The sequence below is a fragment of the Citrobacter sp. KH_055_1 genome (assembly GCF_057838705.1).
In genome coordinates this window covers 977,082-998,971 of record NZ_CM174473.1, presented here as the reverse complement: position 1 = coordinate 998,971, position 21,890 = coordinate 977,082, and the positions used below count along the sequence as shown (strand labels likewise).

The following is a 21,890-nucleotide window of genomic DNA, read 5'->3' as shown; positions in this document are numbered from 1 at the left end:
ACTCTCTTAAATCACGCCACCAGCAAGGAGACGAAGGCTAAAAACGCAAACCCAAAACCGGCCCAGGTCACGCGTGAAGTGGCGCAAAAACGCAGACGCGCCATGCTGTTTTCAAACAGGGCGATGACCAGCACGCCGAGGACCAGCTTAACGACAGCAATCACCAGCGCCAGCAGCAGCCCGCCCGCAGTGAAGGTTTCCATCTGCCCCCACGGCAGGAACACGCCGACAAACATTTGCAAAACGACCAGTTGCTTGAGGCTGATACCCCACTTGAGCACCGCAAAGCCGCTGCCGCTGTATTCGGTCAGCGGACCTTCCTGCAGCTCCTGCTCGGCTTCCGCGAGGTCGAACGGCAGCTTGCCCATTTCGATAAAGGTGGCGAAGGCACAGGCACACAGCGCCAGAATCAACGGGATGCTACGCGCGGCAGGCCAGTGATAAATGGTATCGGCAATGTTGCTGATGTGGGTCGAACCAGCAACCTGCGCCGCCACCCACAAGCCCAGCAGCAGAATCGGCTCCACCAGTACGCCGAGCATCGCTTCACGGCTGGCGCCGATAGCGGTGAACGGGCTACCGGTATCCAGACCGGCGATAGAAAAGAAGAAGCGGGCAATGGCAAACAGGTAAATCAGCGTGATCAAATCACCCAGTTGCGGTAGCGGCGAGCCCACGGTCACCACCGGCAGCGCGGTAGCGATAGTCAGCATAACGCCCACCATCACAAACGGCGTCAGGCGGAAGACCCAGCTGGAATCCGCTGGCGCAATGCTCTGACGGCCCAGCAGCTTGATAATGTCGCGATATTCCTGCAACACGCCCGGACCGCGGCGGTTATGCAAACGCGCACGCGCCACGCGGGTAATACCGGACAACAGCGGCGCCGCGGCAAACAGCACCAGCGCCTGAATTAACGGATACAAAACACTCATTCTCAGGCTCCTCGTGAAACCACAATCACCACCAGCACCGCCAGCTCAATCAGCGCCAGGCGACGGAACAACACCGGTGCCGCCGCGTTCTGCCAGCCCGGAACCCAGGATACCGGGTTCAGCCATTTACGCAGTTTGAGTACCGGAGCAAAGGCTTCTTTAACCGGCATGGCAAAGCCGTGCGCAGTGATCACCATTGACTGCTCGTGATCGTAACCACACACCCACGCGGAACCGCGTGAACGTGACGGCAGGCGGTTGCCTTTGAAAATAGCCATGATGATGAACGGCAGCAGCGGACACGCGATCAGCAGCAGCGTGATCATCGGCTGAGATACGGTAGTATTCGCCGTTTCCAGCGGTAGCGGAACAGCGGCAGAAATCAGCGGCAGCAACCACGGGGCAGCAACGCCGCCAATCACGCAGCAGATAGCCAACGCAACCACGCTCACGCTCATCAGGATTGGTGCGCAGCAGGCGTTTTCCGCTTCCTTCGTGCGCGGTGCGCCGAGGAACGTCACACCGTAGACTTTCGCCATACACATCACCGCCAGCGCACCGGTAATGGCCAAACCGACAGCCAGCAACGGTCCTAACAGACGACCGATGAACGCGCCGCTGTTACCCAGCTTGAAGAAGGATTGATAGATAACCCACTCACCGGCAAAGCCGTTCAGCGGCGGCAGCGCGGCCATCGCCATCAGGCCAACCAGCATCGCCAGAGAAATCACCGGCATACGTTTACCGATACCGCCCAGTTTCTCGATATCACGGTGACCGGTGCGGAACCAGATGCTGCCTGCGCCCAAAAACAGGACGCTTTTGAACAGGCTATGGTTGACCAGGTGATACAAACCGCCGGTCAGGCCAAGTGCGATCAGTGCCGGTTGGTTAAGGGAAATACCGGTCACGCCAGCACCCAGACCCAGCAGGATAATGCCGATGTTTTCCAGCGTGTGGTACGCCAGCAGACGCTGGATGTTGTGCTCCATCAGGGCATACAGGCCGCCGATAAACGCGGTGATCATCCCCAGCACCAGTAGCGTAACGCCCCACCACAGCGGTGCATTACCGCCCAGCAGCGACAGGGACAGAATACCCAGCAGACCCACCTTCATTACCACGGTAGAGAACAGCGCCGCCGCCGGTGCACTGGCGTTGGCGTGTGCCTGTGGCACCCAACCGTGCAGTGGGATAATCCCGGCCAGCAGACCAAAGCCCGCCACACCCAACAGCCAGATGTCAGCACCGAGCGGCAGTTGCTGAGTGCGCAGGTCGAGCAAGCGCAGTTCCAGCGTACCGTAGCGCTGCCACACCAGATAGCAAGCGATCGCCAACAGCAGCGTACCGACACGACCCAGCGCAAACCACAGCTTGCCTTCTTTGCTGCACCCGGTCAGGAACACCGCACACAGCGCCATGATTTCCGCCATCACCACCAGCGTGCCGAGGTTGCTGGCAACCACGGCGCACACCGCCGCCGCCATCAGCAGATTAACCAGCAGTCCGTTGGCTTTTACCTGCGGGTGACGGTGCCAGTCGATGTTGTACAGGCTGACGAACAGGCCGCACAGACCCAGCGTAATCAGCCAGATAGCGTTCAGCGGCGACATTTGCAGGCTATGACCGATAAACGGCATCACGCCGCTAACCGCAACGGCGCGGGTCAGTACGAGGAACCCCGCAGCCGCCGTACAGAGGCTACCCACCGCACCGCCGACACCGGCGATCCAGCCGCTTAACGGCTTATGAAACGAAAACAGAAATGCCAGAACCGCCGCCGCCGTAAACCAGGCCACGCCGCTGTTAATCAGTGAAATTGCGCTCATTTTGCATCCCCACTCTGAGCCTGCTGAAACAAGGTGAGATCGCCGAAGTCGGTATTGAACGTCAGCTCACGCTTACGTTTGCTGGCGCGGGCGATGTCCATATTGCTCACCAGATGCAGGGCTTGCGTTGGGCACATGCGCACGCAGGCCGGACCTTGTTCATCAAAGCTACACAAGTCGCATTTCACCGCAATGGCGCGAATACCCGGCACCCAGTCCAGCAGCGTGCTGACGCGAGCTGGCGCTGGCGGAGCAGGAGGCGCTTTTGACGTGTTGGCGTTCGCCGGGATATGCAGCGGACGGCTGCCTGAAAACTCAATGGCCCCAAACGGACAGGCGATCCCGCACAGTTTGCAGCTCACGCACAGGCTTTCATTCAGCTGTACGGCGCCGTCGACACGGTTAATCGCATTGACCGGACAAACGGTGGCACAAGGCGCATCTTCACACTGGTGGCAAAGCTGCGGCGCAGATTCTTTTTCATTTAGCATCACTTTCAGGCGCGGCATTGACTGCAGGCCATGCTGGCGATGTGTCTCTGAGCAGGCGGCTTCACAGGTGTGGCAGCCGATACAAAGAGTGGAGTCAGCAATTACAAAACGATTCACCAGGCATTCCTCAGGTGATAGTCATTTTTGACGAAAACATGTCTATCAAATGTCATTTTCGACACTTATCGACATGCCCATTCCCTAAACTGTCGTGACGCAGCATACGCACCGCATCATGACTTACGTGGACACACCCGAGGCTTAAACCGGGCTATGACCCTCTACCAGTTGGCTTAAATTCACTGGCATATTGTTTTCAACCGCGGTGTACAGGCTGTCGTAGACGCTGGCGATTTTTTCGAGATAGTGCTCCAGCACCTGTTCCCGATCGCGGTTGCTGATACGGTCATCGACCTTGCCGTCGAGAGACAGTTGTGCCTGTGCAATCAACTGCTTATCTTCGCCATCTTTCGTTTCAACGTAGTACTCGATGGTATGGCTGTTAAAGCCGTCCGCCAGCGTGACGTAGATAACGAAGTGCTCAAACAAGACAAAGCACAGGTCCTTGTCCGGCGCGCAGCTCATCGCATGATGTAAACGCGCTTTCGACAGGGTGATCCCCTGTACCAGCGAGTTGCAATAAATACGCCACTGGTCCTGTAGGCGACGATGCCGTTCAGCGATGTAATCGGCTTTTTCGCTTATTTCCCAAATAGTCATGTCAGGTTACCCGTTTAGCAGAGACATTTTGCGTTAAGCACGTTTCATGCCAATATTTAATTGCTTATATTTCATATAGATAGATAAATTACTGGTCGTGACGACATGTCATTTCGTCATCGTCGTCATTGTCACGGGTGAAAAAATTCAGTTTGGCATGTTTTTTGCTTTTATCCCGATAACAACATGGGAGGCGATATGCACGAAATAACCCTCTGCCAACGGGCACTGGAATTGATTGAACAACAGGCTACGCAACACGGTGCAAAACGGGTTACTGCGGTCTGGCTCAAAATTGGCGCATTTTCTTGCGTAGAAACCAGCGCTCTCGCCTTTTGTTTTGATCTGGTATGCCGTGGCACCCTTGCAGAAGGTTGTAAACTCCACCTCGAAGAACAAGAAGCCGAATGTTGGTGTGAAACATGCCAGCAGTACGTCACCTTACTGACCCAGCGCGTGCGCCGTTGTCCGCAATGTCACAGCGACATGCTAAGAATCGTGGCCGATGACGGCCTGCAGATTCGACGAATTGAAATAGGCGATGCTGAAGATTAAAGCTGGTGACAAAGTAGGCCGGATAAGACGTTAGCGTCGCCATCCGGCAAAAAGCGAGTAACAAGCAATAGATCAGGAGTGAGCGATGTGTACGACATGTGGTTGCGCTGAAGGCAACCTTTATATAGAGGGTGATGAACATAACCCCCACTCGGCGTTTCGCAGCGCGCCATTTGCCCCGGCCGCTCGTCCGGCGCTGAATATTACCGGTGTGAAGACCTCCAGTTTCACCCCGAGCCAAACTGAAGAAGGCGATTTACACTACGGTCATGGTGAAGCCGGCACCCACGCGCCAGGCATGAGCCAGCGCCGTATGCTGGAAGTGGAAATTGACGTGCTGGACAAGAACAACCGTCTGGCCGCGCGTAACCGCGCCCGCTTCGCCGCCCGTCAGCATCTGGTTCTGAATCTGGTCTCCAGCCCCGGCTCCGGTAAAACAACGCTGTTAACCGAAACATTGATGAAGCTGAAAGACAGCGTGCCGTGTGCGGTGATCGAAGGCGACCAGCAGACGGTTAACGATGCCGCGCGTATTCGCGCCACCGGTACGCCCGCCATCCAGGTGAACACCGGTAAAGGCTGCCATCTTGATGCACAAATGATTGCCGATGCCGCGCCGCGACTGCCGCTGGCAGACAACGGTATTCTGTTCATTGAAAACGTCGGTAACCTGGTATGCCCGGCGAGCTTCGACCTCGGCGAACGTCATAAAGTGGCGGTGCTTTCCGTTACCGAAGGCGAAGACAAACCGCTGAAATACCCGCATATGTTTGCCGCCGCCTCGCTGATGCTACTCAACAAAGTCGACCTGCTGCCGTACCTCAATTTTGATGTTGAACAATGCATCGCCAGCGCCCGGGAAGTGAACCCGGAAATTGAGATCATCCTGATTTCCGCCACCAGCGGTGAAGGCATGGATCAATGGCTCTCCTGGCTGGAGACGCAGAGATGTGCATAGGTGTTCCGGGTCAAATCCGCACCATTGAGGGAAACCAGGCCAAGGTTGATGTTTGCGGTATTCAGCGCGACGTCGACCTGACGCTGGTCGGTAGTTGTGATGAGCACGGTCAACCACGTCTGGGGCAATGGGTCCTGGTGCACGTTGGTTTTGCTATGAGCATCATTAATGAGGCTGAAGCGCGCGACACGCTCGAGGCGCTGCAAAACATGTTTGACGTTGAGCCGGATGTCGGCGCGTTGCTGTACGGCGAGGAAAAATAAATGCGTTTCGTTGACGAATATCGCGCACCAGAACAGGTGATGCAGTTGATTGACCACCTGTGTGAACGTGCCGCTCACCTCCCCTACACCGCTGAACGTCCGCTGCGCATTATGGAAGTGTGCGGTGGTCATACCCACGCTATTTTCAAATTCGGTCTTGACCAACTGCTGCCTGAAAACGTGGAGTTTATTCACGGCCCCGGCTGCCCGGTTTGCGTGCTGCCGATGGGCAGAATTGACAGCTGCGTAGAAATTGCCAGCCACCCGGAAGTGATTTTCTGCACCTTTGGCGACGCGATGCGCGTCCCGGGAAAACAGGGGTCGCTGCTGCAGGCCAAAGCACGTGGCGCAGATATCCGTATCGTCTATTCGCCGATGGATGCCCTGAAGATGGCGCAGGAAAACCCGACCCGCAAAGTCGTGTTCTTTGGTCTGGGTTTTGAAACCACCATGCCGACGACCGCCATCACGCTCCAGCAGGCAAGACAGCGTGACGTGCAAAACTTCTACTTTTTCTGTCAGCACATTACGCTGATCCCAACACTGCGTAGCCTGCTGGAACAGCCAGATAACGGTATTGACGCCTTTTTAGCACCGGGTCACGTCAGCATGGTCATTGGCACCGATGCCTATAATTTCATCGCCTCCGATTTCCATCGCCCGCTGGTGGTCGCCGGTTTCGAACCGCTCGATCTGCTGCAGGGCGTGGTGATGCTAATTGAGCAGAAAATTGCCGACCACAGCCAGGTTGAGAACCAGTACCGTCGCGTGGTGCCGGATGCCGGTAACGCCCTGGCGCAGCAGGCTATCGCCGAGGTGTTCTGCGTCGATGGCGACAGCGAATGGCGCGGTCTGGGCGTTATCGAATCTTCCGGCGTTCATCTGACGCCTGACTACCAACGTTTTGATGCCGAAGCACATTTCAAACCGGCGCCACAGCAGGTGTATGACGACCCGCGCGCGCGCTGCGGCGAGGTGCTGACCGGCAGATGTAAACCGCATCAGTGCCCGTTATTTGGTAAAACCTGTAATCCGGAGACCGCATTTGGCGCCCTGATGGTCTCCTCCGAAGGCGCGTGTGCCGCCTGGTATCAGTATCGTCAGCAGGAGTGTGAAGCATGAACAGCGTACAACTCGCCCACGGTAGCGGCGGTCAGGCTATGCAACAATTGATCAATAGCCTGTTTATGGAAGCATTTGCGAATCCGTGGCTGGCGGAACAAGAAGATCAGGCGCGTCTGGATCTGGCGCAACTGATGGCTGAAGGCGACCGTCTGGCATTTTCGACCGACAGCTACGTGATTGATCCGCTGTTCTTCCCTGGCGGCAATATCGGCAAGCTGGCTGTCTGCGGTACGGCTAACGACGTCGCCGTCAGTGGTGCGATCCCTCGCTACCTCTCCTGCGGGTTTATCCTCGAAGAAGGTCTGCCGATGGACACGCTGAAAACCGTGGTCAACAGCATGGCGGCCACCGCGCGCGAAGCGGGCATTGCCATCGTCACCGGCGACACCAAGGTGGTGCAGCGCGGCGCGGCGGACAAACTGTTTATCAACACCGCCGGAATGGGCGCGATCCCCGCTAATATCCACTGGGGTGCACAAACCCTGAGCCCAGGCGATGTACTGCTGGTCAGCGGAACGCTCGGCGACCACGGCGCAACCATCCTTAACCTGCGCGAGCAGTTGGGGCTGGACGGTGAACTGGTCAGCGACTGCGCGGTGTTAACGCCGCTGATTCAGACGCTGCGTGACATCCCCGGCGTGAAAGCGCTGCGCGACGCCACTCGCGGCGGCGTGAATGCAGTCACCCACGAGTTTGCGGCGGCCTGCGGCTTCGGCATTGAATTGTCCGAATCATCCCTGCCGGTGAAGCCAGCGGTACGTGGCGTCTGCGAACTGCTCGGTCTGGATGCACTCAACTTTGCCAACGAAGGCAAACTGGTTATCGCCGTGGAACGCCAGGCCGCAGAAAGCGTGCTTGCCGCGCTACGCGCGCATCCGTTGGGCCGCGATGCGGCGCTGATTGGTGAAGTGGTGGAACGTAAAGGCGTTCGTCTGGCCGGACTGTACGGCGTGAAGCGAACTCTTGATTTACCACACGCCGAACCACTCCCACGCATATGCTGATATATTGCCCGGTGGCGCTTCGCTTACCGGGCCTACGGATGGCGTACCCTGGCCATCCGACAATAATTTTCAACTTATACCTATAATTCATTTACCGTTTTTGCACCGTTGGTGCTTCCTGGAAAAGCAATATGTCGTATACACCGATGAGCGACCTCGGACAGCAAGGCTTGTTCGATATCACTCGTACATTATTACAGCAGCCCGATCTTCAGTCTCTCAGTGAGGCGCTTTCTCAGTTGGTCAAGCGTTCGGCGCTGGCCGACAGTGCGGCTATTGTGTTATGGCAGGCGCAGACGCAGCGTGCGCGTTACTTCGCGACGCGTGAAAATGGTAAACCCATCGATTATGAAGACGAAACGGTGCTGGCACACGGTCCGGTGCGCCGCATTCTGTCTCGTCCCGATGCCCTGCACTGCAGCTACCATGAGTTTAGTGAAACCTGGCCGCAGCTGGCATCCGGCGGGTTGTACTCCCAATTTGGTCACTACTGTCTGCTGCCGCTGGCGGCCGATGGGCGCATCTTCGGCGGCTGTGAATTTATCCGCCGCGAAGACAGCCCGTGGAGTGAAAAAGAGTACAACCGCCTGCAAACCTTTACCCAGATCGTCGGCGTCGTGGCCGAACAGATCCAGAACCGGGTCAGCAACAACGTCGACTACGATCTGCTGTGTCGTGAGCGTGACAACTTTCGTATCCTGGTCGCCATCACCAATGCGGTGCTCTCCCGACTGGACATTGATGAGCTGGTCAGCGAAGTCGCCAAAGAGATCCACCACTACTTCGATATCGACGCCATCAGCATCGTGCTGCGCAGCGATCGCAAAAATAAGCTGAGCATCTATTCCACCCACTATCTGGATGAGCATCATCCGGCGCACGAGCAGAGCGAAGTTGACGAAGCGGGCACGCTCTCTGAGCGGGTATTCAAAAGCAAAGAGATGCTGCTGATTAACCTGAGCGAACGTGATGCGCTGGCGCCTTACGAACGCATGCTGTTTGACACCTGGGGCAACCAGTTACAAACCCTGTGTCTGCTGCCGCTGATGTCCGGCAACACGATGCTTGGCGTCCTCAAGCTGGCCCAGTGCGAAGAAAAAGTCTTCACTACCGCCAATCTCAAGCTGCTGCGCCAGATTGCCGAGCGCGTGGCCATTGCTGTCGATAACGCCCTCGCCTACCAGGAGATCCACCGCCTGAAAGAACGGCTGGTCGATGAGAACCTGGCATTGACCGAGCAGCTCAATAACGTGGACAGTGAGTTTGGTGAAATCATTGGCCGCAGCGAAGCCATGTACAGCGTGCTCAAACAGGTCGAGATGGTGGCGCAAAGTGACAGCACCGTGCTGATTCTGGGCGAGACCGGAACGGGTAAAGAGCTGATTGCCAGGGCTATTCACAATCTGAGCGGACGTAATGCCCGTCGGATGGTGAAGATGAACTGTGCGGCGATGCCTGCCGGACTGCTGGAAAGCGACCTGTTTGGTCATGAGCGTGGCGCGTTTACCGGTGCCAGTACGCAGCGCATCGGGCGTTTCGAACTGGCCGATAAAAGCTCGCTGTTTCTCGACGAAGTTGGCGACATGCCGCTGGAGCTACAGCCTAAGCTGCTGCGCGTTCTGCAGGAGCAGGAATTTGAACGTCTGGGCAGCAACAAACTGATCCAGACCGACGTGCGGTTGATCGCCGCCACCAACCGCGATCTGAAAAAAATGGTGGCCGATCGCGAATTCCGCAACGATCTGTACTATCGCCTGAACGTCTTCCCGATCCATCTGCCACCGCTGCGCGAGCGCCCGGAAGATATCCCGCTGCTGGTGAAGGCCTTCACCTTTAAAATTGCTCGCCGGATGGGGCGCAATATCGACAGCATTCCGGCTGAAGCGCTGCGCACGCTAAGCGGCATGGAGTGGCCGGGAAACGTGCGTGAACTGGAAAACGTGGTGGAACGCGCGGTCCTGCTGACCAGAGGCAACGTGCTGCAACTGTCCCTGCCGGATATCATCACGCCGGCGCCGTGCACACCGCCGGTGGCGACCGAAGTTGCGCAGGAAGGCGAAGATGAATTCCAGTTGATTATGCGCGTGCTGAAAGAGACCAACGGTGTGGTCGCCGGTCCAAAAGGCGCAGCACAGCGGCTGGGACTGAAACGCACAACGTTGCTCTCACGCATGAAGCGACTGGGTATTGATAAGGATGCGCTGGTTTAACGATTGTGGCTGATGGCGCAGATGCGTATGCCTTTGTAGGCCGGATAAGGCGCAGCCGCCATCCGGCACACCGCAACATTATTTCTTAGGCTTAAATTTCTCTGGCAATTCCGGCACCGGGCGTTTGTCATCCATCAGATGACGCACGGTCAGGATCGGATGACGCCAGAGCATCCTCGGCCCGGCCCAGCGCATAATCTGCTTCATCTCTTCGCGTTTTGCAGGTTGATAACAGTGCACCGGACACTGTTTGCAAGCTGGTTTCTCCTCACCAAATACGCACTTATCCAGTCGTTTTTGCGCATAGGCAAACAACGTATCGTAATGCCCCGGCTCGTCTGAAGCCTGCGGGCACAGGCTCTCATACAGCGAGATCATTTTCTGGATCGTCATTTTTTCACGAGCAATACGTTTGCCGGACATGATGCCTCCACATTTAAGTTGCATGCATAATACACCTTAGTAATCCGCGGCACTATTACCTGAAGGTGATACATCCTTAGCACCCTACGCAAATAAGAATTATTTTCATTTATCATGCCTTGTGCTATATAACATAGCAAAGGCTATATTCGATGATAAATTAACCACTTTCTTGTGAGGGATACTATGCCGCGCCTGCCCCATCTGAAATCGTTTCTCCTTGCCTGCGTCCTGACGGCGCTGACGCTGTCGCCCGCATCGGCGCAAGAAAAATTTAAGGTGGTCACCACCTTTACGGTGATTGCCGATATGGCGAGCAACGTAGCGGGTGACGCAGCCGAGGTCAGCTCCATTACCAAGCCGGGGGCTGAAATTCACGAATATCAGCCCACGCCGGGCGACATTAAACGCGCGCAGGGCGCACAGCTGATTCTCTCCAACGGTCTCAATCTGGAACTGTGGTTTGCCCGCTTCTACCAGCATTTATCCGGCGTGCCGGAGGTGATGGTCTCTGACGGCGTGAAGCCGATGGGCATCAGCGAAGGTCCCTATAACGGCAAGCCGAATCCCCATGCCTGGATGTCAGCTGAGAACGCGCTGATTTACGTCGATAACATCCGCGATGCGCTGATGAAGTACGATCCGGACAATGCCACCATCTACCAGAACAATGCAGAGCGCTATAAAACGAAAATTCGTCAGACGCTCGATCCCCTGCATGCGGCGCTGGCAAAAATCCCGGCCGATAAACGCTGGCTGGTCACCAGTGAAGGCGCATTCTCCTATCTGGCGCGCGATAACGATTTGAAAGAGCTGTATTTGTGGCCGATCAACGCCGATCAGCAAGGCACACCCAAACAGGTGCGCAAAGTGATCGATGCGATCAGAACTCATCAGATCCCGACGGTATTTAGCGAAAGCACGGTGTCCGACAAGCCTGCCCGTCAGGTGGCACGTGAGTCCGGCGCACATTACGGCGGCGTGCTGTATGTCGATTCGCTGAGCGCTGCTGATGGCCCTGTACCGACCTATCTGGATTTACTGCGCGTGACAACGGAAACCATTGTCAGCGGGATTAACGCAGGTTTGGGGAGCCAGCCATGAGTCATTCAGCGATTTCCGTCAATCAGGTGACGGTGACGTATCGCAACGGGCACACCGCGCTGCGCGATGCCACCTTTCAGGTACCGGGTGGCTCGATTGCCGCGCTGGTCGGGGTCAACGGCTCCGGGAAATCAACGCTGTTTAAAGCGCTGATGGGGTTTGTCCGCCTGGCGCAGGGCGAAATTTCCATTCTGCAGCAGCCGGTCAGCAAGGCGCTAAAACAGAATCTGATTTCCTACGTTCCCCAGTCGGAAGAGGTGGACTGGTCATTTCCGGTGCTGGTGGAAGACGTGGTGATGATGGGACGCTTTGGCCATATGGGCTGGCTGCGACGACCAACCGCGCGCGACCATCAATGCGTGGATGCGGCGCTGGCGCGGGTCGATATGCTGGAATACCGCCATCGGCAGATCGGCGAACTCTCCGGTGGGCAGAAAAAACGTGTTTTTCTGGCGCGCGCCATCGCTCAGGACGGACAGGTCATTTTGCTGGATGAACCGTTCACCGGCGTAGACGTGAAAACCGAGGCCCGCATCATCGACCTGCTGCGCGAACTGCGCGATGAGGGGCGCACGATGCTGGTCTCTACTCACAATCTGGGTTCGGTGACCGAGTTTTGTGATTACACAGTCATGATCAAAGGGACGGTGCTGGCGAGCGGCCCGACCGACTCCACCTTTACCCCTGAGAATCTCGAGCTGGCGTTCAGCGGCGTCCTGCGCCATGTGAAGCTAAGCGGCGGTGAGCAGCACGTAATCACCGATGATGAACGGCCGTTTATTTCTCGACGTACGCCCAACGAGGGGGAATCACCATGAACTGGCTGACAGAACCGTTTGGCTACCAGTATATGCTCAACGCCATGTGGGTCTCGGCGATGGTCGGTGGCCTGTGCGCGTTTCTCTCCTGCTATTTAATGCTCAAGGGCTGGTCGTTAATTGGCGATGCACTGTCACACTCGATTGTGCCGGGCGTTGCCGGGGCCTATATGTTAGGGCTCCCCTTTGCGCTTGGCGCGTTTCTTTCCGGCGGGCTGGCAGCGGGCAGTATGCTGTTTCTTAACCAGCGTTCGCGCCTGAAGGAAGATGCGATCATTGGGCTGATTTTTTCCTCTTTCTTCGGCATCGGGCTGTTTATGGTGTCGCTCAATCCGATGTCGGTGAACATTCAGACCATTATTCTCGGTAATGTGCTGGCGATTGCACCGGAAGATATTCTGCAACTGGCAATTATCGGCGTCATCTCACTCACCATTCTGCTGTTGAAGTGGAAAGATTTGATGGTGGTTTTTTTCGATGAGAACCACGCGCGTTCTATCGGTCTGAACCCAGGCCGCCTGAAGCTGTTATTTTTTACGCTGCTCTCAGTTTCCACCGTTGCGGCGCTACAAACTGTCGGCGCATTTCTGGTGATTTGCCTGGTAGTGACGCCCGGTGCCACGGCCTGGCTGTTGACCGATCGCTTTCCCCGGCTGCTCACTATCGCCGTCGCTATCGGTAGCCTGACCAGCTTTTTCGGTGCCTGGCTGAGCTACTGGCTGGACGGCGCGACCGGCGGAATCATTGTCGTTCTGCAAACACTGCTGTTTCTGCTGGCGTTTGTCTTCGCGCCAAAACACGGTCTGTTGGCCAACCGTCGCCGCGCCCGCCAGGTGAATAAGGAGTCCTCATGTTCTTAACCGCCCTGTTGGAACCCTTTCAGTTCAGCTTTATGGTGAACGCGCTGACCATCTCCGTTATCGTCGCCATACCTTGCGCGCTATTATCGGTGTTTTTGGTGCTCAAAGGCTGGGCTTTGATGGGCGATGCCATGAGCCATGCGGTATTTCCGGGGATCGTACTGGCTTACATCGCGGGCATTCCGCTGGCCATTGGCGCGTTTATCGCTGGGCTGTTCTGCGCGGTGGCGACCGGCTATCTCGATGATAACAGCCGCATCAAACGCGACACGCTGATGGGTATCGTCTTCTCCGGCATGTTTGGCGCAGGACTGGTGCTGTACGTCTCAATCCAATCTGAGATTCATCTGGACCATATTCTGTTCGGCGACATGCTCGGTGTCTCGCTGGGGGATATCGCACAAACGGCGGTTATTGCGCTGGGGATTGCCCTTGTCATCGGGTTAAAGTGGAAAGATCTGTTGCTGCACGCCTTCGATCCGCACCAGGCAAAAGCCTGCGGGCTGAACACCACCCTGCTGCATTATGGTCTGCTGTGTATGATCGCGCTCACCATCGTCGCCACGCTGAAGTCGGTGGGTATTATTCTGTCGATCTCGTTGTTAATTGCGCCGGGCGCGATTGCAATTTTACTCACGCGCCAGTTTTCCCACGCCCTGATACTCGCCGTCGTCATGTCGATGGTCACCTCATTTATGGGCGTGTACCTGTCATTTTTCATCGACAGCGCACCGGCCCCGACCATCGTCGTCTTATTCTCCCTGCTATTTGTTATCGCCTTTATTTATTCCACCCTGCGCGATCGCCGTTTAGAACGGCGACGCCAGCAATACGACCTCTAACGTGTGGGCACTCAGATGCCCACTTTCGTTATTAGAATACGCAATGACAATTTTATCAGCGTATTGAGCAACTCACTCCCTCTGAAACCATGCCATATTTACCGACGTTATTTATCGCGACGATAGTAACTATCACATCAGATATAAATAAATACAAACAGGTAAATTTTTATGAGCAAGATGAGCATGTCCGAAATATATTCTGAACCAGAAGCCTACGGATTACCACGTAAAGGTATTACACTTAATAGCAAGACTGCTGCATTGGTGGTAGTTGATCCACAAGTTGATTTTCTAAGTCCGCAGGGAATTGGCTGGGAAGTATTTAAAGACAGCATCACCGAAAACAATACCGTAGAAAACCTGGAAGCGCTGTTTAAGTTGGCAAAAGAACAGCATCTTCCTGTATTTGTCTCTCCACATTATTATTTCCCACATGATCATAAATGGGTATCGACCGCACCAGGCGAAACATTTATGCACAGCACGGGAATGTTTGATCGTCAGGGACCGCTGAACGTGGATAATTTCGAAAATTCAGGTGCTGACTTTATGCCGCAGTTTAAACCCTATATTTATGACGGCGAAACGGTCATTACATCACCGCATAAAATTTTTGGACCAGAAACCAACGATCTGGTGCTGCAACTCAGAAAACGTGGCATCTCCCAGGTCATTCTGGCAGGTATGGCCGCCAATCTGTGCATTGAATCCCATTTGCGTGAATTGATTGAGCAAGGCTTTGAGGTTGTCGTAGTTAAAGACGCCACGGCAGGGCCACGAATTCCGGAAGGTGACGGTTATCTCGCCGCACTCACCAACTACCGTATTATTGCTAATGATTTATGGGACACTGAAAAGACGATTGAAACAGTAATAGCCGCAGCTAAGTAACGACTATCGGCACCTTTCATATCATTATCTAATTGCTGTGTAGTTATCGCCAACAACTGCACAGAAAAATCAATAAAACGGAACCCCTCCATGAAGCTTAAGTTAAAGGTGATTGCGGCATGTATTTTACTTTCCATGTCCGTTTCAACCTCCGTGGTGATTGCCGCCCCTAATTCTAACGAGACAACCTACTTAGTTAATCGTGGTAACCCACAGTTAAAAGTAAACGGTAAATATATCGATCAGATGATTGCCGAGGTGATGGCGAAAAATAATCTGCCCGGTTTATCCATGGCGATCGTTCAGGCTCCGTATATCCCGCGCTCAGCTGGATATGGACTGGCAACACTCACCAATGATGAATTGGCTTCGACCAAAACTATGTGGGGTATCGGGCCAATCACTCAGGCTTTTACCGCCGTAGCGGTCATGCAGCTGGTAGAGCAAGGAAAATTAAATCTTAATAACCCAGTAAGCAAGTATATACCCGGCTTACCGGAAAGCTGGCATAACATTACGATACTGGAGTTAATGCAACACTCTTCCGGGATCCCCGACTTCAGATCCTTCGGCTATAAACAAGCGCAGAAATATACACCTGCGCAGCTGGTTGATCTTGTCAAAAATAAACCACTCGAATTTAAAAACGGTACTGATATCAACGCCAGTGCGACCGACTTTATTTTGTTAGGGATGGCTATCGAAAACGTCAGCGGGATGCGTTATGAAGACTTCGTTATCAAATACCAAATTGAACCATTAGGCCTGCAAAGCACACAGTTCGCGAAGGATATGCCAACGAAAGCCTATCTGGATCGCCCAACACCCGACAAGCAACACAACCAGCACGCTAAATTTAAAGCAGAAATCGCCTACATCAACCCGGTTGAACCCGCAACCGGTTATGTCGCCGCGGGTGAAAAACTGGAGCCGGTCAGCGCTATCGCCACCGATAACCTGTACGCGTACGGCGGCTTGTGGTCATCAGCTGAAGACATCAGTAAATGGGACATCGGTCTTGCAGGCAGCACGCTAGTTAAAGATAAACAGCTGCGCGATATTATCTACAGCCCCGCAAAACTGAAAAACGGCAAAGTCGTGCCCGCTATGGCTGGCTGGGAATTTACCCGTCATCCTGGTTTCCTTGAAATCAAAGGAACGACCGCTGGTTTCAGCGCCTATCTGAGCCGCTTTACCGCCGGTGATGAACTGGTTTGCGTGACGATACTGACCAACAAAGAAGGTGTCGACATGACCCAGGTGGCACGTGATATTGCCGAAGCCTACAAAACCGGACTGAATTCTGGTTTAAATTCAGAGAAAATCAAAAATCAAGAGAGTAAATACTCTGTCGATGAGACTATTTCCCGACTGAAGGCCGTTCTGAATAGTGAAGGTGTTCCGTTATTCACCGAGATTGATCATGAGAAAAATGCCGAGGGCGCTGGCATGAACCTCAGACCAACGAAAGTCCTGGTATTTGGTAATCCTAAAGTCGGTACAAAACTGATGCAGGATAAACAGGGCATATCGCTTGATCTGCCGTTACGTGTTTCCGTCTGGCAGGATAAGATTGGTCGGGTTTGGGTTAGTTATGAAAACCTTGATGACGTGGCAAAAACTTATGGTATCCAGGACCAAAAGACCGTTGATAGTCTTGATAATTTCATGACTAATCTGGTCAGTCGGTCTGTAGATGTTTATATCCAGTAACTGGATATAGTAATCTCAACGCCCCCACGCTGCGAGGTCAGAACCTGCCCCGCAGCATATAAAGCGCTAATTTATCAGCCCCAGCTCAACAGCGGGCTGAGCGCTTCGCGCCCCACCAGTGCCCGTAGCGCGGGCAGGCGACAGCTGTGAGCCAGCAGCGGAGGCAGCGCAAAAATGATGTCGCTGGAGAGCATGACATTCTCCAGTTGCCCCCATAAGTACCAGCCAGTATCAACACCACTTGGCGGAACAAAAAAATGCAAATGTCCGCCCTCTGGCGGTTCATCGGCAATGCCCAGCCACTGGCTAAAGCGCGGGATAGCCGGTGAAACGTGCGTCACCCGCGAGCAGTTACGGACCTGGCTTGCGGGAATGTAAAACTCCTGCGTTCCCATGCGGATGCGCACGGCCGCCAGGTTAACGGGTTGCGTCATCACCACAGGTCTCCTGATAACGGTCAAATACCAGATTCAGATCCAGCAGGGTGAACCAGGTGTCGCCCACCTTGACCACCCCGACCGCAATCGGCTGTAGCGCCGGAGGCAGCGAATCACCGGGTAAATGAATCTGGCTTTCCACCACCTCAAGAACATCAATCAATCTGTCAATCAGGATGCCACTTTGCATCCTCTCACCGCAGCCAATCAGGATAGTCCGTTTTCCCAGGGCGTTAGCCACGGGGTTGTCAATCAGGCCGTCCAGCCTCATGACTGACTCCACGCGCCCGCGATAGTTGATCACGCCTTCAAGCATCGGCGGACAACAGGGTACCCACGAGATAGGACGTTCTGCGAGGATCTCTCTTATCTGCGCGCCGTAGAAAGCAAAGTTTTTATCCGCCAGCTGAAATAACACCAGCGTGCACTGCGGCTCATCGACGCTTTCACACTCGGGTTTCTCACCATGATTCAGCGCCAGGATCTGCTCCAGTTGTGGGCTCATGCCCTCTCCTTTTCTTCAGCGATACAGAAGGTGTTGCGGCCTTTTTGCTTGGCGGCATACAGCGCCTGATCGGAACGCTCACGCAGCGTTTCAATACGATCGCCAAACTGCCACTGCGCGATACCAGCGCTGAAGGTACTGTGAAAATAGGTATCATTAACGGAGAACGCGACCTGCTCGTAATCCTTGCGTAAACGTTCCACTACCAGGGCTGCCGTTTCGCTGGTGGTATTCGGCATGATGATGGCGAATTCTTCCCCGCCGTAGCGGCCCACGATGTCGGTGCTGCGTAAACGATGGGAAAACAGCTGCGAGATGCCGACAATCACCTGGTCTCCGACGACGTGGCCGTAGGTATCGTTAATATTTTTAAAATGATCCAGGTCCACCATCACCATGCAGAACGATTTACCGCTGTAGTTAGATTCGGCGATCGCGCTTTTAAGAAAGTGGGTGGTCGTCGAGTGGTTGTATAACCCACTCAAACTGTCCTGCGACATCCGGGCGCGCAGGGTGCGCATTCTTTCCGCTCGGATCGACACGGCATGGATCAATCCCTGAGGATCGGCCTGTTTGAGGATAAAGTCCTCCGCCCCAATACTCATGGCGCCAAACTGCGCCGTCTTATTAGTTTCACTGGAAAGATAGGCAATCGGCAGGCCAATGTGCTGCGGGATCTGGCGGATCAGTTTGGTCAGATCCACGCCGCTAAACTCAGGCATGTGGTAGTCCATCAGTACCAGATCAATCGGCTGGGCGTTCAGCACATGCAGCAAATACTGAGGTTTCTCCAGCACATGCACGTCCATTCCCGCCATCCGCAGCATTTCCGCGTTGTATTCCGCGACCGCTGGCTCATCGTCAATCAACAGGATCTGATAGGGTTTCTTTAGCGACGGCTGGGTTAAGCGGTGAAGCTCCTGCACTAAATCGGTGATAGACGCCGGTTTAACAAAGTAGCCGTCGCAGCCCGATTTTATGGCGTTAATGCGCGCCGTAAAGTCGCTGTGACAGGAGAGAAACAGCACCGGGAAAGCGGTGCCAACTTTCTTTTTCAGATCCGACATGGTCAGCGGGCCGCCGTAGGCGTTGTCCGGAAAGCTGACATCCATGATCACCACGGAAGGCGGTTGCGCCAGTACGGCCTGGGTAAAGTCCTCGGTATTCGCAAAGACATGGCAGGTAAAACCAAAGCAGCGCAGTTGGGTGGCGAGCAGTTCAACCTGATCGAGGTCATCATCGCACAGGTAGATCGGTTTACTGGTACGGCGGACAAACGCCTCCTCTGGACGCTCCTCAGGGTTCGGTAATTTGAAGCCTGTGTCGCTGATACGATGCTCAAGACTGAGCTGTTCTTGCGTCAGGGTATACAGCCAACGGAGGATCCTCCGCAGCTCATCGCAATGTAATGTGCATTGATCCGGCTCGGTGAGTAATCGCTCACCTTCCGCGGAGGCAGTAGCGAGCGGAGCAAAGCCAAAAGACCCGGCAGACCCGTGAATACTGTGCAGCAAAATATGCAGCTGTTTACGACAAACCTCGCTGGGTTCGGCGACCAGTTGCACCAATAGCCTGTCCGCTTGTGCCAGCATATCGGGAATGCGGCGTAAAAACCCCTGTCTCAGCCGTGAGATTTTTTCCTGAGCGGCAGCCATAGCAAGGTGCTTATTTTCTTGTTTCATCGTGAGGTTTTTGACTTATTCAGTAGCAGGCTGCAGCAGCGCATTGACCGCGGCGCCGAGTTTTTCCGCCAGATTTTCATCTTTTTTCACCCAGCGATCATACGGCACATCGCTGGCCGTCACTTCATTGGCGCTCAGCAAAATAAACGGTTTAGACCAGCCCTGGGCACGCAGCAGCGCCAGCAGATCCAGTCCGCTGATCTCTGGCATATGCAGGTCGCTAATCACCAGATCGAGTGTTTTATCCGAATCCAGGCACGCTAAGGCAGAGATGGCACTTTCCACAATCACCACCTCGTAGCCGTCCATTTCCAGGAAGACGGATGCCAGTTCAGCGGCAAAAAGATCATCATCAACTAATAAAATTCGCATCGTCTCTCTCGGTGTTGTGCCCTCAGCACAACAGCATTTTTAAGGTTTTTATCAGGCTGTCCTGTTCGAAATCGCCCTTGGCAATATAGGCATCCGCGCCCACCTGAATACCGCGCCGCCGGTCTTCTTCCTTGGCGCGGGAGGTCACGATAATAATCGGCGTGTGCTGGTAGTTTTTCTCGCCACGCAGCGATTTTGTGAAGGTAAAACCGTCCATAAACGGCATTTCGACATCCGTCAGGACCGCATCAAACTGGGTCAGTTTCGCTTTCTGCAAGCCTGACAGCCCATCTTCCGCCAGCGTCACCTGATAGCCGTGCGCTTCCAGTACATTCTTTTCTATCTCGCGGGTATTCAGCGAGTCATCAACCACCAGCACATGCCAGGCGTTTTGCGCCACGCTCACCGGTTTTACGGGCGTACTGGTTTGTCGCGATTGCTGCGCCATCGCCATTAACGCCGGAACTTGCAAAATACTGACCAGCTGGTTCTCCGGCGTCTGGACCATTCCGGATACCAGCGATTGCTGTTGCATATGCTTCGGTAGCGGTTTGATCATCATCTTGCGCTCATCGAGCAACTTATCGACCCGCAGCGCCATCTTGCTGTACTGATTCTGCACAATGATTAAGCGCTGCCCCGCCGGAGAACGGCTTCCCTGACGTGCGTGTATACCGAGTAGCAGGCCTGCGCAAACCACCGGAATAAACTCGTTATGCAAAATAATGGCCGGGCGCCCGGCAATATCGCTGATCCCTTCCGGGGTGTACTCCACCACCTCAACCACATACTGAGCGGGCAACCCAAACAGGTGTCCCTGCTCTTCAAATTGCAGGATACGCATCATTGTCAGTGATACCGGCAGACGCAGCGTGAAACTCGTTCCGACACCTTGCCGACTGTACACCTGCAAATCCCCCTGCAAATCGGTTACCACCGTTTTGCGCACCACATCAAGACCGACGCCGCGACCGGACAATTCAGAAACGATTTTGCTGGTTGAAAAACCGGGATGAAAAATAAGCTCATTGCACTCCTGCTCGGAGAGCTGCCCGGCCATCGACGCGGGAACCAGCCCTCTACTGACCGCCTTCGCGCTGATGGCCGGATAGTTCAGCCCACGGCCATCATCTTCCACCCGCAGTAATATTCCGCTGCCATCCTGCTGGGTAGTGATGGTGATCGTACCGCGCGTGGATTTACCGAGCGCCAACCGCTCATCAATGTCACCAATGCCGTGATCGACCGCGTTGCGCAGTAGATGCGTCAGCGACTCCGATAGCCGGTCAATAAGCTGGCGGTCAATCTCCACTTCCCCGCCCACAAAGCGGCAGACCACCTGCTTATTCAGCGTGGAGGCCAGCTCACTCACCTGCAATGAAATCGGCTCAAAGAGCGTGGAAAGCGGGAGCATGCGGATCCGCGCCGCCACGTCATACAGTTCAAACATCTGCAAATGCTGAACCTGTACGCTCTCTTTTAACTGGGCGCTGAAATCGCGGATCTGCTGACGAAGTTGCTCTGCGCTTAGCCCTAACAACCGCGGCACAATGTGACTCAGGTTCTGTATCTGCTGTTCCAGGCGGTCATGACCGGCGACCACTTCCCCCAGAATGTCGATCAGATCATCCAGCTTGTTGAGCTTAACGCGCACGAAGTCAGCCTGCTTAATGCCACCGTCCACGGTAATCGACGCCGCCGACAGCGCGGGTTTGTCCGCGTGAATAACCGCCTCCACCGCCAACGTAGCGGCTTCCCCACGGCTCGCACAGGCAAGACGTTCACACAGCCCCGCATCCGCAGGCGGCAGCTGGTTATCCCCTGCGCTGACAAAAAGCTGGGTCAATTGGTTTGAGAGATACTCCACCGCTTCATGAATCAGGTTGCCCAGCGCCCGGTCCGGCGTCAGTTTTTTTTCCCGCAGTTCGCTCAGGACGTCCTCCAGGTGATGCGTGACATCGGCGATACTTTGCAGTTTCAGCATCCGTGCGCCCCCTTTCAGGGTATGCGCGGCGCGAAACATCTCACCTATCCCGGCATCAGTATGTTCCCCAGCGGAGAGCAGAAAGGCCCCCTCGCTGAGCGTCTGCAAATGACCTCTCCCTTCATCAATAAAACGCAGAACGAATTTTTTCAGATCGATAGCCATA

At 54.8% G+C, this 21,890-nt stretch carries 22 protein-coding genes; 12 read left to right on the top strand and 10 right to left on the bottom strand.

Annotated features, from left to right (window positions below; translation table 11 throughout):
* Positions 1 to 11: 11 nt before the first annotated feature.
* From AC3ITF_RS04745 to hycA, 4 genes are all read right to left on the bottom strand, one after another.
* Positions 12 to 935, bottom strand: coding sequence for a respiratory chain complex I subunit 1 family protein (locus AC3ITF_RS04745; protein ID WP_096755964.1), 924 nt, complete (start codon positions 933 to 935; stop codon positions 12 to 14).
* A gap of 2 nt (positions 936 to 937) precedes the next feature.
* Positions 938 to 2,764 (bottom strand): formate hydrogenlyase subunit 3, encoded by a 1,827-nt coding sequence (gene hycC, locus AC3ITF_RS04740; RefSeq protein WP_117343180.1) that lies wholly within the window; start codon positions 2,762 to 2,764, stop codon positions 938 to 940.
* On the bottom strand, positions 2,761 to 3,372 hold the full coding sequence (hycB, locus tag AC3ITF_RS04735) for a formate hydrogenlyase subunit HycB (RefSeq protein ID WP_096755962.1): 612 nt from the start codon (positions 3,370 to 3,372) through the stop codon (positions 2,761 to 2,763). Before hycB ends, hycC begins: the two co-directional genes overlap by 4 nt.
* Positions 3,373 to 3,516: 144 nt before the next feature.
* Positions 3,517 to 3,975: a formate hydrogenlyase regulator HycA gene (gene hycA / locus AC3ITF_RS04730; RefSeq protein ID WP_096755961.1), complete on the bottom strand. Its 459-nt coding sequence runs from the start codon at positions 3,973 to 3,975 to the stop codon at positions 3,517 to 3,519.
* Positions 3,976 to 4,173: 198 nt separating this feature from the next.
* On the opposite strand from hycA, the gene hypA reads away from it, so the two are divergent.
* From hypA to flhA, 6 genes are all read left to right on the top strand, one after another.
* The gene (hypA, locus tag AC3ITF_RS04725; RefSeq protein WP_096755960.1) at positions 4,174 to 4,530 is read left to right on the top strand and encodes a hydrogenase maturation nickel metallochaperone HypA; all 357 of its coding nucleotides are present in this window, start codon (positions 4,174 to 4,176) and stop codon (positions 4,528 to 4,530) included.
* Positions 4,531 to 4,615: 85 nt separating this feature from the next.
* On the top strand, positions 4,616 to 5,488 hold the full coding sequence (hypB, locus tag AC3ITF_RS04720; RefSeq protein ID WP_489176179.1) for a hydrogenase nickel incorporation protein HypB: 873 nt from the start codon (positions 4,616 to 4,618) through the stop codon (positions 5,486 to 5,488).
* Positions 5,479 to 5,751 (top strand): hydrogenase 3 maturation protein HypC, encoded by a 273-nt coding sequence (gene hypC, locus AC3ITF_RS04715; protein ID WP_096755958.1) that lies wholly within the window; start codon positions 5,479 to 5,481, stop codon positions 5,749 to 5,751. Before hypB ends, hypC begins: the two co-directional genes overlap by 10 nt.
* The gene (gene hypD, locus AC3ITF_RS04710; RefSeq protein WP_096755957.1) at positions 5,752 to 6,873 is read left to right on the top strand and encodes a hydrogenase formation protein HypD; all 1,122 of its coding nucleotides are present in this window, start codon (positions 5,752 to 5,754) and stop codon (positions 6,871 to 6,873) included. It abuts the gene before it with no gap.
* Positions 6,870 to 7,880, top strand: a complete 1,011-nt coding sequence (gene hypE / locus AC3ITF_RS04705) for a hydrogenase expression/formation protein HypE (RefSeq protein WP_096755956.1) — start codon at positions 6,870 to 6,872, stop codon at positions 7,878 to 7,880. The genes hypD and hypE overlap by 4 nt, the downstream gene beginning before the upstream one ends.
* 131 nt (positions 7,881 to 8,011) lie before the next feature.
* Entirely contained in the window at positions 8,012 to 10,090 is a 2,079-nt protein-coding gene (gene flhA, locus AC3ITF_RS04700) for a formate hydrogenlyase transcriptional activator FlhA (protein ID WP_182260621.1), read from the top strand.
* Positions 10,091 to 10,168: 78 nt separating this feature from the next.
* On the opposite strand, the gene AC3ITF_RS04695 is transcribed toward flhA, so the two are convergent.
* A complete protein-coding gene (locus tag AC3ITF_RS04695) occupies positions 10,169 to 10,513 on the bottom strand; it encodes a nitrous oxide-stimulated promoter family protein (protein ID WP_489176178.1) in 345 nt (114 codons plus the stop codon).
* Between the two features lie 186 nt (positions 10,514 to 10,699).
* On the opposite strand from AC3ITF_RS04695, the gene sitA reads away from it, so the two are divergent.
* The 6 genes from sitA (at position 10,700) to AC3ITF_RS04665 (ending at position 16,744) form a co-directional block, all read left to right on the top strand.
* Complete coding sequence (sitA, locus tag AC3ITF_RS04690) at positions 10,700 to 11,617, top strand: iron/manganese ABC transporter substrate-binding protein SitA (RefSeq protein ID WP_115257618.1); 918 nt, start codon at positions 10,700 to 10,702, stop codon at positions 11,615 to 11,617.
* Complete coding sequence (gene sitB, locus AC3ITF_RS04685; RefSeq protein WP_115257617.1) at positions 11,614 to 12,435, top strand: iron/manganese ABC transporter ATP-binding protein SitB; 822 nt, start codon at positions 11,614 to 11,616, stop codon at positions 12,433 to 12,435. The genes sitA and sitB overlap by 4 nt, the downstream gene beginning before the upstream one ends.
* Positions 12,432 to 13,295: an iron/manganese ABC transporter permease subunit SitC gene (sitC, locus tag AC3ITF_RS04680; protein WP_048213040.1), complete on the top strand. Its 864-nt coding sequence runs from the start codon at positions 12,432 to 12,434 to the stop codon at positions 13,293 to 13,295. Before sitB ends, sitC begins: the two co-directional genes overlap by 4 nt.
* A complete protein-coding gene (gene sitD / locus AC3ITF_RS04675) occupies positions 13,286 to 14,137 on the top strand; it encodes an iron/manganese ABC transporter permease subunit SitD (protein WP_153880083.1) in 852 nt (283 codons plus the stop codon). The genes sitC and sitD overlap by 10 nt, the downstream gene beginning before the upstream one ends.
* Before the next feature lie 171 nt (positions 14,138 to 14,308).
* The gene (locus AC3ITF_RS04670) at positions 14,309 to 15,031 is read left to right on the top strand and encodes a cysteine hydrolase family protein (RefSeq protein ID WP_135911515.1); all 723 of its coding nucleotides are present in this window, start codon (positions 14,309 to 14,311) and stop codon (positions 15,029 to 15,031) included.
* A gap of 90 nt (positions 15,032 to 15,121) precedes the next feature.
* Positions 15,122 to 16,744: a serine hydrolase gene (locus AC3ITF_RS04665; RefSeq protein WP_489176177.1), complete on the top strand. Its 1,623-nt coding sequence runs from the start codon at positions 15,122 to 15,124 to the stop codon at positions 16,742 to 16,744.
* Positions 16,745 to 16,818: 74 nt separating this feature from the next.
* Here the strand turns inward: AC3ITF_RS04665 and AC3ITF_RS04660 are convergent, their stop codons facing one another.
* The 5 genes from AC3ITF_RS04660 to AC3ITF_RS04640 are packed head-to-tail and all read right to left on the bottom strand — an operon-like array spanning position 16,819 to position 21,889.
* The gene (locus AC3ITF_RS04660) at positions 16,819 to 17,178 is read right to left on the bottom strand and encodes a hypothetical protein (protein ID WP_096755950.1); all 360 of its coding nucleotides are present in this window, start codon (positions 17,176 to 17,178) and stop codon (positions 16,819 to 16,821) included.
* Positions 17,162 to 17,686 (bottom strand): chemotaxis protein CheW, encoded by a 525-nt coding sequence (locus tag AC3ITF_RS04655; RefSeq protein ID WP_096755949.1) that lies wholly within the window; start codon positions 17,684 to 17,686, stop codon positions 17,162 to 17,164. The genes AC3ITF_RS04660 and AC3ITF_RS04655 overlap by 17 nt, the downstream gene beginning before the upstream one ends.
* Positions 17,683 to 19,368 carry a diguanylate cyclase gene (locus AC3ITF_RS04650; protein ID WP_489176176.1) on the bottom strand — a complete coding sequence of 562 codons (1,686 nt, stop codon included), beginning with the start codon at positions 19,366 to 19,368 and terminating at the stop codon, positions 17,683 to 17,685. The genes AC3ITF_RS04655 and AC3ITF_RS04650 overlap by 4 nt, the downstream gene beginning before the upstream one ends.
* A 15-nt stretch (positions 19,369 to 19,383) precedes the next feature.
* A complete protein-coding gene (locus tag AC3ITF_RS04645) occupies positions 19,384 to 19,740 on the bottom strand; it encodes a response regulator (RefSeq protein WP_117343173.1) in 357 nt (118 codons plus the stop codon).
* 22 nt (positions 19,741 to 19,762) lie between these two features.
* Positions 19,763 to 21,889: a hybrid sensor histidine kinase/response regulator gene (locus tag AC3ITF_RS04640; protein WP_489176175.1), complete on the bottom strand. Its 2,127-nt coding sequence runs from the start codon at positions 21,887 to 21,889 to the stop codon at positions 19,763 to 19,765.
* Position 21,890 lies beyond the last annotated feature (1 nt).

Bases quoted from the DNA above. Each gene is read 5' to 3' on its own strand.
- AC3ITF_RS04745 (WP_096755964.1), bottom strand. From the start codon at position 935: ATGAGTGTTTTGTATCCGTTAATTCAGGCGCTGGTGCTGTTTGCCGCG.
- hycC (WP_117343180.1), bottom strand. From the start codon at position 2,764: ATGAGCGCAATTTCACTGATTAACAGCGGCGTGGCCTGGTTTACGGCG.
- hycA (WP_096755961.1), bottom strand. From the start codon at position 3,975: ATGACTATTTGGGAAATAAGCGAAAAAGCCGATTACATCGCTGAACGG.
- hypA (WP_096755960.1), top strand. From the start codon at position 4,174: ATGCACGAAATAACCCTCTGCCAACGGGCACTGGAATTGATTGAACAA.
- hypB (WP_489176179.1), top strand. From the start codon at position 4,616: ATGTGTACGACATGTGGTTGCGCTGAAGGCAACCTTTATATAGAGGGT.
- hypC (WP_096755958.1), top strand. From the start codon at position 5,479: ATGTGCATAGGTGTTCCGGGTCAAATCCGCACCATTGAGGGAAACCAG.
- hypD (WP_096755957.1), top strand. From the start codon at position 5,752: ATGCGTTTCGTTGACGAATATCGCGCACCAGAACAGGTGATGCAGTTG.
- hypE (WP_096755956.1), top strand. From the start codon at position 6,870: ATGAACAGCGTACAACTCGCCCACGGTAGCGGCGGTCAGGCTATGCAA.
- flhA (WP_182260621.1), top strand. From the start codon at position 8,012: ATGTCGTATACACCGATGAGCGACCTCGGACAGCAAGGCTTGTTCGAT.
- AC3ITF_RS04695 (WP_489176178.1), bottom strand. From the start codon at position 10,513: ATGTCCGGCAAACGTATTGCTCGTGAAAAAATGACGATCCAGAAAATG.
- sitA (WP_115257618.1), top strand. From the start codon at position 10,700: ATGCCGCGCCTGCCCCATCTGAAATCGTTTCTCCTTGCCTGCGTCCTG.
- sitB (WP_115257617.1), top strand. From the start codon at position 11,614: ATGAGTCATTCAGCGATTTCCGTCAATCAGGTGACGGTGACGTATCGC.
- sitC (WP_048213040.1), top strand. From the start codon at position 12,432: ATGAACTGGCTGACAGAACCGTTTGGCTACCAGTATATGCTCAACGCC.
- sitD (WP_153880083.1), top strand. From the start codon at position 13,286: ATGTTCTTAACCGCCCTGTTGGAACCCTTTCAGTTCAGCTTTATGGTG.
- AC3ITF_RS04670 (WP_135911515.1), top strand. From the start codon at position 14,309: ATGAGCAAGATGAGCATGTCCGAAATATATTCTGAACCAGAAGCCTAC.
- AC3ITF_RS04665 (WP_489176177.1), top strand. From the start codon at position 15,122: ATGAAGCTTAAGTTAAAGGTGATTGCGGCATGTATTTTACTTTCCATG.
- AC3ITF_RS04660 (WP_096755950.1), bottom strand. From the start codon at position 17,178: ATGACGCAACCCGTTAACCTGGCGGCCGTGCGCATCCGCATGGGAACG.
- AC3ITF_RS04655 (WP_096755949.1), bottom strand. From the start codon at position 17,686: ATGAGCCCACAACTGGAGCAGATCCTGGCGCTGAATCATGGTGAGAAA.
- AC3ITF_RS04650 (WP_489176176.1), bottom strand. From the start codon at position 19,368: ATGAAACAAGAAAATAAGCACCTTGCTATGGCTGCCGCTCAGGAAAAA.
- AC3ITF_RS04645 (WP_117343173.1), bottom strand. From the start codon at position 19,740: ATGCGAATTTTATTAGTTGATGATGATCTTTTTGCCGCTGAACTGGCA.
- AC3ITF_RS04640 (WP_489176175.1), bottom strand. From the start codon at position 21,889: ATGGCTATCGATCTGAAAAAATTCGTTCTGCGTTTTATTGATGAAGGG.